Here is a 16391-nt window from a genome sequence, read left to right on the forward strand (position 1 = left end):
TTTGTTATCGCAGACAAAGGCGAAAAGGTATTTTAAATCATCTCAAAGATTTAAAACTAATGCATTTACATATCAAGCGTATGTTGATCTTATGGGGTATTGAAATCTAAAAAATTAAACAAGGACAAAAAACAGTTGGCCTTTTATTCACTCCCTTCACTTATTTTAGCCAACTATTCTAATTATTAAGAATGAAATCAAGGCTGCAGAAGTATTGGGGAATAGGTATCAGGTTGCTTTATATAATAAGAGAACATCTGAAATATTAATGATAAGTGTATCAGAAGTCATTAATAGCGCTAAATCATCAACTTGGCAGGTTTCAGTTCAGTTGTTGGTTCTGCCAAAAAAAACCTAAACCAAGCGGCTAACACTGTCGCACTTGTCACAAAATAGACGCAAAAACACCGCTGACTTGCGGTATTCATACATAGTTGTTCAGTGATGAGTCAGATTCTAATTTGATATGTTCTAATAGTTTGTTCAATTAAAAGTTATTATCAATTCCTTTTATTGAGCCAAAAATCTTATGCTCTGCAGCAATCTTACCTTTGGTGTGTATGGTCACTTTGACTAATGTATATTACTTTACTTGTTAGTTGTGCATCGTCTGGTACAATCAGTCGGCTATTCATGTGAACAATAAGTTGTAGATTAATTCGAGTGGGAATTGAATGAGAATTTTTAAAGCCAAAAGTCCAGCAGGATTTGCTGAAGAATATATAGTTGAGTCTATTTGGAATGGTGATTTCCCTCCAGGTTCAATTCTACCTGCAGAACGGGAACTCTCAGAGTTAATTGGCGTAACAAGAACAACTTTACGTGAAGTATTACAACGTTTAGCACGTGATGGCTGGTTGACTATTCAACATGGTAAACCTACCAAAGTTAATAATTTTTGGGAAACATCTGGCTTAAATATTCTTGAGACCTTAGCGCGTTTAGATGAAGATAAAATGCCTGAGCTGACCGATCAACTTCTATCGGCAAGAACAAATATTAGTGCAATTTATACGCGTGCTGCGATTAAATTAAACCCAGAACGTGTGATTGAAATTTTATCACAAAGTGATGAATTAGAAGATACCGCTCAAGCCTTCTCTGATTACGATTACAAAGTGCATCACGAGCTGGCTGTTGCCGGTAACAATCGTATTTATGTATTAATACTAAATGGCTTTAGAGGCTTTTATTCAAAAATTGGTTGTCATTACTTTTCAGATGCAGGCACACGTGAACTTGCTCGCCAGTTTTATAAAGACCTAACGGTACTAGCGGAAAATAGAGAGCACGATGGTGCGATTTCGATGATGCGTAAATATGGACATCAAACGGGCGAAATTTGGCAGAAAATTCGTGGTGATATGCCATCGGATATAATGGATTAAACGCCTGAAAAAACCTGCATTTGCAGGTTTTTTGCATTTTCGATGTTTTAAATTTTTGTTCGGTATTATCGATTGCGCACATCGTTAAATACGATTATCTTTTTTAAATATTTATATCTAATATACAGAATAATTATATATAGGTGCTATTGGTTTTTAACTTTTAGCGCCCATATATGTACCAGCATTGCAAAAGCAATTGATAACAAACTCAAAATATTTGGAGAATAAAATGGGTGTATTAGTAGGCCGCCAGGCACCAGACTTTACCGCTGCAGCTGTTCTTGGTAATGGTGAAATCGTAGATAGCTACAACCTTCATGAAACAATTAAAGGTAAAAAAGCAGTTATCTTCTTTTACCCACTAGATTTCACGTTTGTATGTCCTTCTGAACTTATTGCATTTGATAAGCGTTTTGAAGAGTTTCAAAAGCGTGGCGTAGAAGTAATTGGTGTTTCTATCGATTCACAATTCTCACATAACGCATGGCGTAACACGGCTGTTGCAGACGGCGGTATTGGTAAAGTTCAATACGCACTAGTTGCAGACGTTAAGCACGAGATTTGTAAAGCATACGACGTTGAGCATCCAGAAGCGGGTGTTGCATTTCGTGGTTCATTCTTAATCGACGAAGAAGGCAACGTACGTCACCAAGTAGTGAATGATTTACCACTAGGTCGTAACATCGACGAAATGCTTCGCATGGTTGACGCACTAGCGTTCCACACTGAGCACGGTGAAGTATGTCCTGCTGGTTGGACTGAAGGTAAAAAAGGTATGGACGCAAGCCCTGAAGGCGTTGCTAAGTTCTTATCTGAAAACGAAGGCGAGCTATAATTTAGCCCTTAGTTTTAAATAAAAAACCGCCAATTGGCGGTTTTTTTATGTGTCTTTATTTAGAAAGAAAAGCTTACTTTAGTGTACAAGTAGCGGCCACGAGGATTATGTACAGCTGATGCATAACCGTATAAATCGCCATCTCCATCACCAATTGCAAATGGTGGCTCTTCATCAAATAAGTTATTAACACCTAAAGATATTTTAGCTGACTCAGTTATACGATATGAGGTTTGTAAATCAACCAATGTTTGTGAATCAATCATGCGCGATGTATTACTGTCAAAATCTAAATTACCGTCAAAGTCGATATCTGGCGTATCTTCAAATTCACCTACATAACTGATATTTACGTTGGTGTTAAACTCACCAATTTCCCAGTTAGTTGAGAAAATGAAGCGGTGTTCTGGGTAACCATATTCACCAGTGTAATCACGGCCATCTTTTTCAAACTTATCTTGATATGCCCACTCTAAATTAAATTTAAGTAAACCTAAGTGATCTAGAGAGTGATTATAGTTTGTTGAAATATCAACACCAGATACTTCTTGCGATGATAAGTTTTTAAATGTGCTGTGTATTTTTTGTATTGTGCCGAGGCTCGCACCGCCTGCAGGTGCTAAACGAACACATACGGTACTATTTTGATTACCACATTCTGCAGCGTAAATAGGGCCAAATTCTTCTTGGTCTATTTTGTTATCTTGAGTAATACTCCACACATCAACACTTAGACCAAACTCGGCTGTTGGGGCCCATATAACGCCCACGTTCCATGATTCTGACTCTTCTGCTTGTAGATCTGGGTTACCAGAGAACTCAATATTGTAATCAAGCGCTTGGCAGTCTAAACCTGTTTGTTTACAGCGTTGTGTATCGATAAAAAATTGACTCTTTTGTGACGGACCTAAGCCTATTTGTGCTAATGACGGCGCTCTAAAGCCTTGCGCCCAAGAACCACGAACAGTTATTTCGTCAGTCGGTGCCCAGCGCAGAGCTACTTTTGGATTTGTTGTTGTACCAAAGTCGCTGTAATCATCGTAGCGACCTGCTAATTGCAGTTCGAGGTTTTCAGCAAGTGGAATTGAGAATTCAACATATGCAGCGTATTGTTCACGATCTGCAGAGGCTGATACTGATTCAGTACCAAATATTAAGCCGCGTTGAAATTGATCATCAGGGATATCATTTACGTCTTCTTCACGGTACTCAATACCGGCGGCCATCATTACAGCTTCGCCACCAAAACTAAATGCCTCGCCTGTAATATTGGCGTCAAAAGAAGTCATATGAGATTCACCGCGACGCACTAAACTGGTTGTGATTCTGTCAATAACAGCAGGATCGTTATATGTGCCACCGAATGGATTATAGCTACCCGCATCAATTTCTTGTTGTAAGAAATCGGTGCGTACCCAGCCTTGTGTACGATCGCCAGTTTGCAGTGATTTACTGCGACCTTTTTGTACTGCTGTTTCCCAACTCCAATCGTTTATTTCGCCTTTTAATCCAGCAACAAGACGTAGAGTGTCTGACTCAATATCCCATTGGCGAGCGCCCGCATCTACTGTACGGTAACGACCAATTTTAATGTCTTCACCAAATGGATTATTTGGATGGCTCGCTGGTACCGTCAGGCCTGCATCTTCATCAAGAGGTGTTGGGGCTCCTGCAGCTACAGAGCTATTATGCTGAACAGCCATTTCTAAAAAGCCAATAATGCCGTTATCAAAGCGATATTCAAATTGCGAGATAGCGCCTACACGCTCAGATGCTGGTACAACATAGCCATATGGGCCGTAGTCAAATAAACAGCTACCAGTTGAAGTTGCATTTTCAGCAGGGCAGTCAGGATCGATAGTTTTAATTTTGTTTACAGTAAAGTAGCCAGGGAAACCACGAGATGAACGGAAGTCTTGCCCGCCATAAGGTTCTTGATTCGCAGTGCCTAGGGAGCCCATTTCATCAGAAGAAAGAGATGTGTTTTTAAAATAATCGATAATAACTGATGCACTACTTTTTTCGCTCGTAGTGCCCCAAACAAGGCTTGCTGTTGTTTCTTCATAATTTGGACCATCTGTACCGCCATAGCCTAAATTAATCTCTACACCATCAATATCTTTCTTTAAAATAACGTTAACCACACCCGCTACGGCATCTGAGCCATAGATAGCTGATGCGCCATCTTTTAGTATATCAATGCGCTCAATAGCAGAAACAGGAATACTATTTATATCTACGAATGAATTTGTAATGCCTTCAGCAAAGGCACTAATTGAAACACGACGACCATTAATTAGTACCAGAGTTGCATCAGCACCTAGACCTCGTAAGCTTACTGCCGCTGAACCGTTAGCAGTTGAATCTTGGTTGTTACCACGAGTAGAGAAAGTACCGCTGCCCGCGACAGGCATTCTTTCTAGAAGTTGTTGTAGGTTATCGTAACCCATATTTTCGATTTCAGCTCTACCGATTGATTGCACCGGAGACGGGCCTTCAATATCGGTTCGCTTTATGCGAGAACCGGTAACTTCAATACGTTCTACTTTTTTTACTTCTTCAGCGGCATAAGTTGTTGTTGTAAAACCTGCTGATAATGCGAGTGTTGCGCCCGCAATAATGCTTGGTGCAAATGCTATTGATTGCTTCATCCTTAAATCCTTGTTGATATTTTGTAAGTTTATTTTATTTATATGCGTTTGTATTAATATCATGTAAGTTAATTGTTAGCAATTGCTGAGGTTTTGATTTAAGTACTGATTAGACGCTTTTTTATCTGTCTAGGGGCTGTTGAATTTTTAGATTAAGCGGGACCGAGGGAGCTTGATGGTTATCGTACAACTCAATAAAGCTATGCCTGACACAACCTGAGGTTTAAATAACTTTTTTATGCTTTAATTTTTATATCGATGAAGTAAAAATGCCTAACAAGGTTAGGCATTAAAGTTATACTTTGTGTTTCATTAAGCGTTCTTTTTCACGAGACCAATCTTTGTTTTTCCCGTCGTCACGTTTGTCATGTAGCTTTTTACCTTTAGCTAAATGAAACTCAAGTTTTACCCAGCACTTTTTCCAGTACATAGCGGTGGCAATTAAAGAGTAGCCATCACGCTCTGTAGCGCCGAGTAAACGGTCAAGTTCGCGTCTACCTAATAGTAATTTACGATAACGTAACGGGTCGCAAATAACATGGGTCGATGCACTATTAAGTGGCTGAATTTGAGCGCCAAGTAAAAATGCTTCGCCATTTTTAAGATGAATATAAGTTTCTGTGATATTTACTTTACCAGCTCGAATACTTTTAACTTCCCAGCCTTGTAGTTCAACACCCGCTTCAAACTTATCGTGTAAAAAATACTCATGTCGCGCTTTTTTGTTTAGCGCGATGGTATTACTTGTCGATTTTGATGAATTTTTCTTAGCCATAGTGACCTATAATATACGTAATGTGAGATGTTTTACATCGATTTCTTTAATAATATTTTTAAAATTTAAGCCGTATGAAAATTTGGGGAAACGCGCAAAGCTTGCTAAAATTCGCCCACACAGTTGGGAGCGAGTATGCCACAAATAGAAAAAAGTGCGCTGGTTATGTACAGCACTAAAGAGATGTTTGATCTAGTTAATGATGTAGAGGCTTATTCACAGTTTTTACCAAATTGCTCAGACTCAAAAATTGTTTCACAGCACGATAATAACATGACCGCGAGTTTAGAAATATCCAAGGCGGGTATAAAAAAATGGTTTACCACAGAAAATACCTTTGTTGATGAGCAAACTGTATTGCTACGCCTTGTTGATGGCCCGTTTAAAATGCTAAAAGGGCGTTGGCACTTCCAAGAGCTTGATATTAAAGCATGTAAAGTTCATTTAGAGCTAGAATTTGAATTTTCAAACAAATTAATCGAGCTTGCTTTTGGTAAAATATTTAATGATGTAGCCAAAAATATGGTGAGTGCATTTACTAATCGTGCAAAGCAAGTTTATGGGGTACGAGTATGATTAATGTTGAGGTGGTATTTGCGTTACCAACGACGGCAACGTGTTTATCAATTGACGTTATAGAAGGGACAACGGCAGAGCAGGCTGTTATCCAATCGGGCATTATAGAAAAATGTCCAGAAATAGAGGCTACTTCATTAACTCTAGGTGTTTGGAATAGAACAGTTAAATTAAATCAAGAGCTTAAAAATGGTGATAGAGTTGAAATTTATCGTCCATTAATTGCAGATCCTAAAGATGCCCGCAGAAAACGCGCTGAAAAAGCAAAAGAAGAGGGGCGAGCAAATAAAGTGACTGGTGGGCGACCATTAGAACGCTAGTCTATAAATAAAAAAGTGAGCATGGCTCACTTTTTTATTAACGCATAACTGGAGTATTATTGCTCCAGTGGCGTATTGAAATTTTCTGGTTGATCGTAATCACCCGCAAGAGATACTAGTCTTTCGTTTTCAAACTTAATAACTAATGATTTTTGTTGCTCGTTTTTACGCCCTTTGTTGAAGCTGTAAACATAACGCCATGTATTTTTGTCAAATGCGTCTTCGGCAATCGGTTTACCTAGTACATAAATAACTTGCTCTCGAGTCATACTAACACGAAGTTTTTCAACATCAGATTGCTCTAAAAAGTTACCTTGAGGGATGTTGATTCTGTACACCCAGCTTGAGCAGCCAGCAGCTGTACTAAGAGTTAGAGCAACGATAAGCCAAAGAGAAAAAGTTTTTAACGACTGCATTGTTAGTTGTGATCCTTATTTTTTATAATCTGTATGATACCGATTAGTCACTGAAGGTAAAACCCTTTTAGCAATTGTTTTTTGTTAAGGGTGCAAAGGTAATGTTTTGACCATTGATAATGAAAAAAGTTTACAGTCAATTGACGATAATAACGTTAAAAGTACTCCTACTTGGTACTTATACATAGTGCAAACACGTTTTGGGCATTGGTATACAGGAATTACCACAAATGTAGATAAGCGTATGATTACTCATCAAGTGGGTAAAGGTGCTAAAAACCTTAGAGGAAAAGGGCCATTATTGCTGGTCCATCAACAAAAAGTAGGCAGTAAAAGTGAAGCAAGTAAGTTGGAATATCAGATAAAGAAACTGACAAGAGCTAAAAAAGAAGCCTACGTTATTAATTTTAAAGATATTGTCAAGGTATAGGATTAGCAGTTCCTAGACATTTCAACAGTGTTAGTTTTGGGCGTATCTAATAATAATTTATATAAGCTTTGAAAAATAAAACGAATTAAATCAATTTGCTCACCTAAAATGATTCAGCAGGAATTCAATTATGGGAGCTGAAAATATTAGCCCCCATAATTAAGCTTTTTAGTTGTGTTTACGGCGTTTAACGATTTCTCTCAAAGGTGGCAACTAAGGTGTCAAGCGTTTGAGCACTGTTTGCTAAATCTCGGATTGCTTGCTCTGTGTTAATTTGCTCGCTCATTGCTTTGTCGCTAATTTCGCTAATTTGTTCAATATTACGGCCCACACCAGCAACCACATTACTTTGTTGCTCAGTGGCTGTTGCAATTAGAGTTGCCATGTCATTCACTTGATTCGCTGTTTCAGTTATGGTTTCAAGCAACTCAACCGAGCTCTGCATTGCACCTACACTTTGCTGAGCTTTATCTTTAGATTGACTTATATCGTTAACGACATCATCAGAAATTCTTGTTAACTCTTCAATCATTGATTGAATTTCAGTCGTTGATTGCGAGGTGCGATTTGCAAGCGCGCGTACTTCATCAGCAACAACGGCAAAACCACGGCCATGTTCACCTGCACGGGCCGATTCAATAGCTGCATTAAGCGCTAATAAGTTTGTTTGCTCGGAGATCGCCCGAATAGAGTCAACAATACTTGCAATATCTACGGTTTTCTTAGAAAGCAGGGTAACTTGCTCGGTTATTCCATCAATATCGCTGGCAAGTGCTGAAATAGTCGTCCGGCTCTGCAATACTTGTTGATGGCTCTGCTCTGTGTTTTCACGGCTGTTATCGGTTAGTTTTGCAGCTTTTGCAGCACTTTGGGCTATTTCTTGAACGGTCGCACCCATTTCGTTTATTGCAGCAGCAACAGAAATTGTTTGCTCTTTTTGATTATCAATAGCTAATGAGTTTCGTTGAGCCTGTTCAAACACATGGTCAGAGCTTGTTCTGATATCCCGACTTTCATTCGCAACTTGCTTAATGGCGGTTTCTATTTTATTGATAAATTGATTAAAACCGTCGCTCAAATAATTTAGTTCTGGTTGGCTTGATTCAGGGAGTCTATACGCTAAATTAGCGTCGCCAGAACCTAAGCGAGAAAAAAGTTCAGCCATTTTAGATAAAGGGGATGAAAGTGAACGCGCAAGTAAGTAACTTATTATACTGGCAACGAGCGCAGTAATAAGTGTAAAAGTAAAAATTTGCCACTGTAGTTTATTAACGCTTGAAAATACTTCACTTTTAGGAACTTGAGCAACCACATATAAATCAGTGTTTTTGATAGGCGTTGCAGCAACAAGCGTCGGTTGCCCATTTAAGTTTATTTCTTCTAGCGCAAAGCTGGCACTACTTAGCAACTTACGATGCATATCAGATGCGTATAAGTCATCAATATTAACTTTAGCAACTTTACTGGCATCTTTGTGTAGTTGTATTAAACCGTGCTTATCTGCTATGAAAACATAGCCAGTTTTTTCTATTTTGAATTGCTGCAGCAGCTTTTGCATTTCAGTAATACTTTTTGCAAGGCCCGCTAAGCCAGTACCATTAGGCTGCTGATGATTAATGAACATTTTCACATCGTTGGCTGACTCTTGATAGATGCTAATAGAATAAGGTAGCTTTGATTGCTTAAACGCAAAAAACCAGCCATCGGCTGCATCGTTTTGTAAAACGCGTAAAAAGCCATTTTGATTCCAATATTGCGCAGTGTCTCTATTAGCCCAAGATGCAGTCGCTAAATCGTATTGATTAACTAAGCGATTTAACTCTTTAAGTAATAGAGCGTCATTTTTGCTATCTGTTTGCGCCCATTGCAAAATAAATTCGTTTGATGAAAGTTGCTCGGCGGCTCCGATAAGAGTGTTTATTTCACCTCCAACATGATTACTTATAGTTTGTAATTTACTTGGTAGTTCAGACTCAATCATACGCTGTTCAATGATATCTTTAGAACTGTATACAGAGGTCAAGCCGATAAGTGCCGCAACGCAAATAGCAATGCTACTGCCTAAAACGGTGATTTTTTGAGTAATAGAAAGGTTTTGTAACATCATTATAGTAATTTATTTTTACAACTAAATAGATTGATATATTAGCACAATATTTGCTTTGGGCTAATCTGTGGCTAGGTAAATAAAAAAGCCCATATGTAAAACACATGGGCTTGGTTTCTAACAAGCGAAATTTTAAAGTTTAGGGTTATACAATTTTTTTCATTGCTGACATGTAACCACGTAATTTTGCACCTACTTTTTCAACAGGGTGTTCACGCAGTGCTGCGTTGATTTGAATTAATGTTTGGTTATCAACGTGGTTGCTGTGCTCGCCAAGGCCTTTACCAATAATGTCGGTATCAACGTTTTTCATAAAATCTGCAAGTAATGGCAAACATGCATGGTTATATAAGTAACAGCCGTATTCAGCAGTATCAGAGATAGTACGGTTCATCTCAAACAGCTTTTTACGCGCAATAGTATTAGCGATTAATGGCGTTTCGTGTAATGACTCGTAGTAAGCTGACTCTTCGATAATGCCGGCTACTGTCATGGTTTCAAAGGCAAGTTCAACACCAGCCTTAACCATTGCTACCATTAAAATACCGTTATCAAAAAATTCTTGTTCTGAGATTTCTACATCGCCAGCAGGGGTCTTTTCAAAGTTAGTTTCAGCTGTTTCTGCGCGCCATTTAAGTAAGTTCACGTCATCGTTATTCCAGTCTTGCATCATAGTACGTGAAAAAGTGCCGTCGATGATGTCATCTTGGTGCTTATTATAAAGCGGGCGCATAATCAGTTTTAGCTCTTCGCTTAGTTCAAACGCTTTTACTTTTGCAGGGTTTGAAAGGCGGTCAAGCATGTTGGTAACGCCACCATACTTAAGTGCTTCGGTAATTACTTCCCAACCGTATTGAATTAGTTTTGACGCATAACCTGCATCAATGCCTTTTTCTACCATTTTATCAAAACATAAAATAGAGCCCGTTTGTAACATGCCACATAAAATGGTTTGCTCGCCCATTAAGTCAGATTTAACTTCAGCAATAAACGACGATTTAAGTACACCAGCACGATGTCCGCCAGTACCCGCTGCATACGCTTTAGCTTGTGCTAGACCATGACCTTGAGGATCATTTTCTGGGTGAACAGCAATTAGAGTTGGAACCCCAAAACCGCGTTTATACTCTTCGCGTACTTCACTGCCCGGGCACTTAGGCGCAACCATAATTACAGTAATATCTTTACGTACTTGCATGCCTTCTTCAACAATATTAAAGCCATGAGAGTAAGCAAGTGTGGAGTCTTTTTTCATCAATGGCATAATTGCACTAACTACAGCGGTATGTTGTTTGTCTGGTGTTAAGTTAAGTACGACGTCTGCTGTGGGAATTAACTCTTCATAAGTACCAACGGTAAAGCCGTTTTCAGATGCATTTAAAAATGATTGGCGACGCTCAGAAATAGCTGATGCGCGTAATGTGTAAGAAACATCTAAACCAGAGTCGCGTAAGTTTAAACCTTGATTTAAACCTTGTGCGCCACAACCGACAATAACGAGCTTTTTACCTTTAAGTACGTCAACGCCATCGGCAAATTCGCCTGCGTCCATAAATTCACATTGCGCTAGTTGCGCTAATTGCTCGCGTAAAGGTAGGGTATTGAAATAATTCGCCATTGTTAATGTCCTATAAAGTCATGTTTGTTAGATGCGCAATGTTTACTGCGCTTACAAACACCATATGCAAAATCGTTACTTGCGTAAAATGATATATTTGAATTAAAGTGTTTCATAATATGAAATACAGGGTCTGGTATGGATCATAAACATTTAAACTACTTTTTAGCTTTAGCTAAAACACTCCACTTTGCACGCGCAAGTGAGCTTTGCCATATAAGTGCACCTACGCTGAGTCGCAATATCAAGTACTTGGAGCAAGAGGTGGGGGGGGCATTATTTATCCGTGATAACCGTAGTGTAAAATTAACGCGAGAAGGGGAGTTGTTTATTGATTACGCCACAGCAACGCTCGCTAATTGGCAGCGCTTTAAAGCAAATATAAAAGACCCTCAGCAGCATATTTATGGCAATGTGAGTATCTATTGCTCGGTTACCGCGTCTTATAGCTTTTTGCATCAAATATTGGAACAACTTCGTGCACAGCATCAGTATATAGAAATAACATTGAATACTGGCGATCCCGCTTTGGCTATCAATCGGGTACTTGATGGACATGAGTCAATGGCAATTGCCGCTAAACCAAGTAAATTACCAGCACAAATTGCCTTTGTAGAGATAGGTTATTCTCCATTATTATTTATTGGGCCAAAAATTCAGTGTCCAATCACCGAAAAATTAACACAATGCAATGATGATATTAATTGGTCTGAGCTTGAGTTTATCGTTCCCGAGCAAGGCTTTTCTCGCCAAAGGTTGGAGCATTGGTGGCGCAAAAATAATATTTACGGGAAAATATATGCGCACGTTGCGGGGCATGAAGCAATGGTATCTATGGTGAGTCTAGGGCTCGGTGTTGCGATGGTTCCTAAAATAGTACTCGATAACAGTCCACTACAAGATAAAGTACAAATATTAACACCAAAAATGCAAGCACCTGATGGATTTGACATAGGTTTGGCCGTGTTAAAAAAGGAACTAAATGATCCTGCAATCAGTGCTTTATGGAATATTGCCCAGACGTTAGCTGCAAAAGCAATATAATACATCATGAATAAATAGGCCCAATAAATGGCTTTAGCCCAAGCCGTGTAATATTGTCTAATGCTAAAGATTTACTTATCAATTGTGCTGTATTGCTTACGTATTCTTCTCATCTTTAAACGTAAATGAAATAAAAAGTTAATAAATACGTATACAAATTGTGAATGATTGTAACCAGCTACAGCTAGTTCAAAACGAGTTTGCTATTATAGACAGCTTATTTATTTAAATTTTTGACATATTACTGATGCGGTTTAATTCTTTGATATTAAAAACCATACTTTATGCAACTCTAGTAGCTTGCTTTTCTGCCTATTCGCAGCAAAGCGGTAGCCCCGAGGATGGTTTTAAAGATCAACATATAGCTACCGAGCAATGGCATTTAAGTTTGAGCGCTGGGATCGGCGTTATTACAAACCCTTTGCGCGGTGGTAATAACATTCCTTTAGTATTAATCCCGCAAGTTGCTTTTTATGCAGAGCAATGGTTTTTTGATAATGGTCGACTCGGGTATTCATTCGTACAAGCTCCAAAGCATCATTTTAACTTTGTAAGTGAGTTAAATACAGAGTCTCGTTTTTTTATCAATTGGCACCCTAGAAATATACTTTCTTTATCCAGTAGTTCATTAAGTAATCAAGTCGTAGATGAAGGTAATTCTTCACCGTCAAAATACGCTAATATAAACGATGTACAAAAACGCCATATTGCATTTGATGTTGGTGCTGCTTATCACTATGTAAAAAATGATGCGAATGTATTTTCTATTCAAGCATTACACGACATAACGAGTGTTTATAATGGAATACATGCTGCAATGCAGTGGCAACATCATACGCAAATAGGTCAACTTAAATTAAAACAGACGATGGGTATTAATTATAAATCGGCTGAGCTAAATAACTATTTTTATGGGTTGAAAGCAGGTGAAACTCAGTTTGGTAAAATAGACGTTGGTAGTAGTTGGCAGCCTTATGCTAAAATCGACGCCCGTTGGCCATTGAGTAAGGCTAACTCTCTTCGTTTTCATTTAGCCTATTATGACTATTCAGCTATGGATAGCAGTCCGCTCTTTGAACGTACTTATTCGATGACAGCCTTTATAGGATTAGATCATACGTTTTAATATGAAGTATTTAATATTTATTGTGTTTACTGCGCTTGTGTTTAGTGGTCTTAGTACGACGCAGGCTGCGCCCTTTAGCGTTTCTCCTAAAGTATGTGTGGTTTCTGAGCAGCAAGAGTTTTGCGATCTTGATTTACAATTTAATTGGCGTTTAGATGAGATTGTTGATGCTTGTTTGTATCAGCAAAATGAGAAAATACATTGCTGGCAACAGCAACGTTCAGGGCAATTTAATTATAAAGCGCGTGTTCATGTAGAGACCATATACTCCTTAATCAATTCTCAGACGGGTGTGTTGTTAGCAAAAACACAAGTTGAAGTGCAAAGCGCTCATGCTAAAAAAAATAAGCGCAGGCTTCGCTCACCGTGGAGCTTTTTTTAAATTAGGAGCAACCAATGCCAAAAATTCTACTTGTTGAAGATGATCTAGGCTTACAACAATTAACAAAAGATTATCTTGAACATAATAGTTTAGAGGTTGCTGTGTTAGATCGCGGTGATGAAGTATTGAATTACCTTGAAAATAATACAGTAGATTTAATTATTTTAGACGTTATGTTGCCAGGCAAAGATGGCTTTAGTGTGTGTCGTCAAGTCCGTGATAAATATACTTTACCGATTCTAATGCTTACAGCTAAAGGAGAGGATTTTGACCAAGTTCTTGGCTTGGAACTCGGCGCTGATGATTACGTTATAAAACCGGCAGAGCCGCGTGTACTGTTGGCCAGAATCAATGCATTATTACGCCGGGGGAAACCCATAGAAAGAGTAAATGACGAGTTGCAGTTTGGCGATTTAATAATTGATAAAACAAGCCGCATAGTTAAATTAAGTGATACCGAAATTACTCTTACATCCCATGAGTTTGAATTGCTTTGGTTACTAGCATCAAATGCTGGTGAAGTACTCAGTAGAGAGCATGTACATCAACATATGATAGGTCGTCAATACGATGGGCTTGATCGGACAGTTGACGTACGAGTATCTCGGATCCGCAAAAAACTAGGTGATAACAGCGATAAGCCGTATCGTATTAAAACGGTGTGGGGGCAAGGGTATTTATTTGTTTCTGATGCGTGGGATTTATAATTAATGTTTAGGGTTAATCGTCTTTAATGGGAAAATTGTTTGCAAGTTTGTATTTCTACATCATTGTTTCTTTATTCGTAGTCAGCGGTGTTATTGAACAACTGTGGCCATACGACGAATCGCAACAACAAGTACTATTAGATGACGAGTTTGGCCAATCGCTTTTGTTGCTTTCTCAAACACCAAATGGCTTGAAAAAACTAAAAAATAATTTTAAAAGCCATATTATTGCCCAGCACGATTTAATGCTACCTCAGCAGCAGCAAACGCAACTAACTAACAATCATTATCTCTACTTATATGATAAACAGCAACGCATTGTTTGGTATATACAATTAAATTCAACGGAGTTGCTACAAGTTGGTCCTATTGATGTTATCACGTCTGAACCTCCCTCTGTTTGGCCATACCTGTTATTGCTCATAGTTGTTGGTATTCCAGTCGGGCTTTGGAGTTTTTTACTCTGGCGCGATTTTTCGAAGTTACGACAATCGTGTGAGGCAGTGGAAGGTTTACAGGATTTTCAATTAACTAACACGTCTAAATCATTTTTTTTGCCTGTTACCGATACTTTAAAAGTAATGCAGCAGCGCATAACGTTCTTATTAACAGCACAACAAGAGCTCACTTCATCTGTTTCTCACGAATTTAGAACGCCACTGGCACGTTTAAAATTTGCCGTCGCCATACTACAAGACCAACTTCTGGATGAAAAAAATGATCAATACTTAACTAATATGCAAATGGATATTAGTGAATTAGAGTTGTTAGTTTCTGAAATGCTTGACTATGCGAGATTAGACTCTCAACAACCGAGTTTACAACCGGCTAATTGTGACTTGGTCAAATTGGTTAAAACAAGTGTGGAAAAATTAAATTTTGATACACGAGTGGATCTTATTTATAGCTTACCAGATGAATTAAACTATAGATGCGATTGTCATTTTATGGCCAGAGCATTTCAAAATTTAATCGGTAATGCGCTTAAATATGCAACAAATCAAATAAAAATAACATTGCGAACTGAGCAGCACGCTATCGTCTTTATTGTTGAAGATGATGGAATGGGGATTGCTAAAACAGATCGGGAAAATGTATTTAAGCCTTTCACACGTTTAGATAAGAGTAGAGATAAACAAACAGGGGGTTTTGGCCTTGGGCTTGCCATTGTATCGAAAATAGTCTCATGGCATCAAGGTGGATACTGTGTTGAGGATTCGGCTCTTAACGGGGCTAAGTTTATTATTAGCTTACCTATAAACCAATAGGCTCTAATAAAAAGATAAAACGCCCGAAGGCGTTTTTTTTATGGTTGGAAACCAAAATCAACAAGTAGCAAAGTAATAGACCGTATACTTTTAAAAAAGTTTCTAATTATTTTTTGTCTAATAAGGGCATTAGCATTTGCTCTAGTCCATTGAGCTTTACTTCATACATCATCGCTAATTGACTCCCAAGCTTAGAGTCAGGAAACCCTTGTTGTTTAAACCAAACTAAATAAGGCTCGGGCAACATCAATAATGGCCGGCCTGCGTATTTACCAAAGGGCATTTTTGTATTTATAGCAATTTTTAGTTGTTTTGGATCCATTGGCTTATCTAAATATATAAAAGGAGCTTTAGTGTATGGCATTTAGAAGAGATAAAATAGGCTGTGACGGGCAAGAAACAGCCTATTGTATAAGGAGTAGGCCCTTACATTTAGGAGTTTATATTGATTAATATGATCATGTGGAACATTAATTAGTCGATTGATAATTAATTTATTGTTGGAACATAGATTCTTATTTAATCAATGTTAACAGTGTACCTGTTTTTTTTAGGGTTGTTTACTTGGCTTGTAAAGGAATGTAAATAGAATTGCTTTTTTTGTTTTTATTAATACTAAAGCCCTAGGGCCTTATATGGACTCTCCGTAAATGTCAAAAAGAAAAAGTTAAAATAAATTTAGATGCTAGCTTATATACGGGCTCAAATTGAGGGGCTACCTCTGGCCTCTTATGTATTCGCCCCT

16 protein-coding genes are annotated in these 16391 nt (G+C 38.3%); 10 read left to right on the forward strand and 6 right to left on the reverse strand.

Features of this window, described 5'->3' with window-relative positions:
* Positions 1 to 674: 674 nt before the first annotated feature.
* Positions 675 to 1388 (forward strand): fatty acid metabolism transcriptional regulator FadR, encoded by a 714-nt coding sequence (fadR, locus tag CWB66_RS09310; RefSeq protein ID WP_077537284.1) that lies wholly within the window; start codon positions 675 to 677, stop codon positions 1386 to 1388.
* Between the two features lie 232 nt (positions 1389 to 1620).
* Positions 1621 to 2226 (forward strand): peroxiredoxin, encoded by a 606-nt coding sequence (locus CWB66_RS09315; protein ID WP_007378637.1) that lies wholly within the window; start codon positions 1621 to 1623, stop codon positions 2224 to 2226.
* A gap of 59 nt (positions 2227 to 2285) precedes the next feature.
* Here the strand turns inward: CWB66_RS09315 and CWB66_RS09320 are convergent, their stop codons facing one another.
* Positions 2286 to 4877 carry a TonB-dependent receptor gene (locus CWB66_RS09320; protein WP_138585168.1) on the reverse strand — a complete coding sequence of 864 codons (2592 nt, stop codon included), beginning with the start codon at positions 4875 to 4877 and terminating at the stop codon, positions 2286 to 2288.
* A 295-nt stretch (positions 4878 to 5172) separates the two neighbouring features.
* The gene (smpB, locus tag CWB66_RS09325; protein ID WP_138585169.1) at positions 5173 to 5652 is read right to left on the reverse strand and encodes an SsrA-binding protein SmpB; all 480 of its coding nucleotides are present in this window, start codon (positions 5650 to 5652) and stop codon (positions 5173 to 5175) included.
* A gap of 135 nt (positions 5653 to 5787) precedes the next feature.
* On the opposite strand from smpB, the gene CWB66_RS09330 reads away from it, so the two are divergent.
* Positions 5788 to 6228 carry a type II toxin-antitoxin system RatA family toxin gene (locus CWB66_RS09330; RefSeq protein ID WP_077537288.1) on the forward strand — a complete coding sequence of 147 codons (441 nt, stop codon included), beginning with the start codon at positions 5788 to 5790 and terminating at the stop codon, positions 6226 to 6228.
* Complete coding sequence (locus CWB66_RS09335; RefSeq protein ID WP_077537289.1) at positions 6225 to 6548, forward strand: RnfH family protein; 324 nt, start codon at positions 6225 to 6227, stop codon at positions 6546 to 6548. The genes CWB66_RS09330 and CWB66_RS09335 overlap by 4 nt, the downstream gene beginning before the upstream one ends.
* 56 nt (positions 6549 to 6604) lie before the next feature.
* Here the strand turns inward: CWB66_RS09335 and CWB66_RS09340 are convergent, their stop codons facing one another.
* On the reverse strand, positions 6605 to 6964 hold the full coding sequence (locus tag CWB66_RS09340) for an outer membrane protein assembly factor BamE (RefSeq protein ID WP_077537290.1): 360 nt from the start codon (positions 6962 to 6964) through the stop codon (positions 6605 to 6607).
* Positions 6965 to 7070: 106 nt separating this feature from the next.
* Between CWB66_RS09340 and CWB66_RS09345 the strand changes: the two genes are divergently transcribed.
* Positions 7071 to 7394, forward strand: a complete 324-nt coding sequence (locus CWB66_RS09345) for a GIY-YIG nuclease family protein (RefSeq protein ID WP_138585170.1) — start codon at positions 7071 to 7073, stop codon at positions 7392 to 7394.
* A 187-nt stretch (positions 7395 to 7581) separates the two neighbouring features.
* Here the strand turns inward: CWB66_RS09345 and CWB66_RS09350 are convergent, their stop codons facing one another.
* Both CWB66_RS09350 and ilvC read right to left on the reverse strand, forming a co-directional pair.
* Positions 7582 to 9501 carry a methyl-accepting chemotaxis protein gene (locus CWB66_RS09350; RefSeq protein WP_138585171.1) on the reverse strand — a complete coding sequence of 640 codons (1920 nt, stop codon included), beginning with the start codon at positions 9499 to 9501 and terminating at the stop codon, positions 7582 to 7584.
* A gap of 145 nt (positions 9502 to 9646) precedes the next feature.
* On the reverse strand, positions 9647 to 11119 hold the full coding sequence (ilvC, locus tag CWB66_RS09355) for a ketol-acid reductoisomerase (protein ID WP_138585172.1): 1473 nt from the start codon (positions 11117 to 11119) through the stop codon (positions 9647 to 9649).
* Positions 11120 to 11257: 138 nt separating this feature from the next.
* On the opposite strand from ilvC, the gene ilvY reads away from it, so the two are divergent.
* From ilvY to CWB66_RS09380, 5 genes are all read left to right on the forward strand, one after another.
* A complete protein-coding gene (gene ilvY, locus CWB66_RS09360; RefSeq protein WP_138585173.1) occupies positions 11258 to 12163 on the forward strand; it encodes an HTH-type transcriptional activator IlvY in 906 nt (301 codons plus the stop codon).
* Positions 12164 to 12425: 262 nt separating this feature from the next.
* Positions 12426 to 13289, forward strand: coding sequence for a MipA/OmpV family protein (locus tag CWB66_RS09365; protein ID WP_502705288.1), 864 nt, complete (start codon positions 12426 to 12428; stop codon positions 13287 to 13289).
* A gap of 1 nt (position 13290) precedes the next feature.
* The gene (locus CWB66_RS09370; protein WP_171037482.1) at positions 13291 to 13671 is read left to right on the forward strand and encodes a DUF3019 domain-containing protein; all 381 of its coding nucleotides are present in this window, start codon (positions 13291 to 13293) and stop codon (positions 13669 to 13671) included.
* Between the two features lie 14 nt (positions 13672 to 13685).
* Positions 13686 to 14378 (forward strand): response regulator, encoded by a 693-nt coding sequence (locus tag CWB66_RS09375; RefSeq protein ID WP_077537297.1) that lies wholly within the window; start codon positions 13686 to 13688, stop codon positions 14376 to 14378.
* Positions 14379 to 14404: 26 nt separating this feature from the next.
* Complete coding sequence (locus CWB66_RS09380) at positions 14405 to 15646, forward strand: ATP-binding protein (protein ID WP_138585175.1); 1242 nt, start codon at positions 14405 to 14407, stop codon at positions 15644 to 15646.
* Positions 15647 to 15752: 106 nt separating this feature from the next.
* Here CWB66_RS09380 and CWB66_RS09385 read toward each other — a convergent pair whose 3' ends face one another.
* Positions 15753 to 15968 carry a DUF3820 family protein gene (locus CWB66_RS09385; protein WP_077537299.1) on the reverse strand — a complete coding sequence of 72 codons (216 nt, stop codon included), beginning with the start codon at positions 15966 to 15968 and terminating at the stop codon, positions 15753 to 15755.
* Positions 15969 to 16391 lie beyond the last annotated feature (423 nt).

This window comes from Pseudoalteromonas sp. S558 (assembly GCF_005886635.1).
GTDB classification, from domain to species: domain Bacteria; phylum Pseudomonadota; class Gammaproteobacteria; order Enterobacterales; family Alteromonadaceae; genus Pseudoalteromonas; species Pseudoalteromonas aliena.

Coding starts and splice junctions, on each gene's coding strand:
- fadR (WP_077537284.1), top strand. CDS start 675: ATGAGAATTTTTAAAGCCAAAAGTCCAGCAGGATTTGCTGAAGAATAT.
- CWB66_RS09315 (WP_007378637.1), top strand. CDS start 1,621: ATGGGTGTATTAGTAGGCCGCCAGGCACCAGACTTTACCGCTGCAGCT.
- CWB66_RS09320 (WP_138585168.1), bottom strand. CDS start 4,877: ATGAAGCAATCAATAGCATTTGCACCAAGCATTATTGCGGGCGCAACA.
- smpB (WP_138585169.1), bottom strand. CDS start 5,652: ATGGCTAAGAAAAATTCATCAAAATCGACAAGTAATACCATCGCGCTA.
- CWB66_RS09330 (WP_077537288.1), top strand. CDS start 5,788: ATGCCACAAATAGAAAAAAGTGCGCTGGTTATGTACAGCACTAAAGAG.
- CWB66_RS09335 (WP_077537289.1), top strand. CDS start 6,225: ATGATTAATGTTGAGGTGGTATTTGCGTTACCAACGACGGCAACGTGT.
- CWB66_RS09340 (WP_077537290.1), bottom strand. CDS start 6,964: ATGCAGTCGTTAAAAACTTTTTCTCTTTGGCTTATCGTTGCTCTAACT.
- CWB66_RS09350 (WP_138585171.1), bottom strand. CDS start 9,501: ATGATGTTACAAAACCTTTCTATTACTCAAAAAATCACCGTTTTAGGC.
- ilvC (WP_138585172.1), bottom strand. CDS start 11,119: ATGGCGAATTATTTCAATACCCTACCTTTACGCGAGCAATTAGCGCAA.
- ilvY (WP_138585173.1), top strand. CDS start 11,258: ATGGATCATAAACATTTAAACTACTTTTTAGCTTTAGCTAAAACACTC.
- CWB66_RS09370 (WP_171037482.1), top strand. CDS start 13,291: ATGAAGTATTTAATATTTATTGTGTTTACTGCGCTTGTGTTTAGTGGT.
- CWB66_RS09375 (WP_077537297.1), top strand. CDS start 13,686: ATGCCAAAAATTCTACTTGTTGAAGATGATCTAGGCTTACAACAATTA.
- CWB66_RS09380 (WP_138585175.1), top strand. CDS start 14,405: ATGGGAAAATTGTTTGCAAGTTTGTATTTCTACATCATTGTTTCTTTA.
- CWB66_RS09385 (WP_077537299.1), bottom strand. CDS start 15,968: ATGGATCCAAAACAACTAAAAATTGCTATAAATACAAAAATGCCCTTT.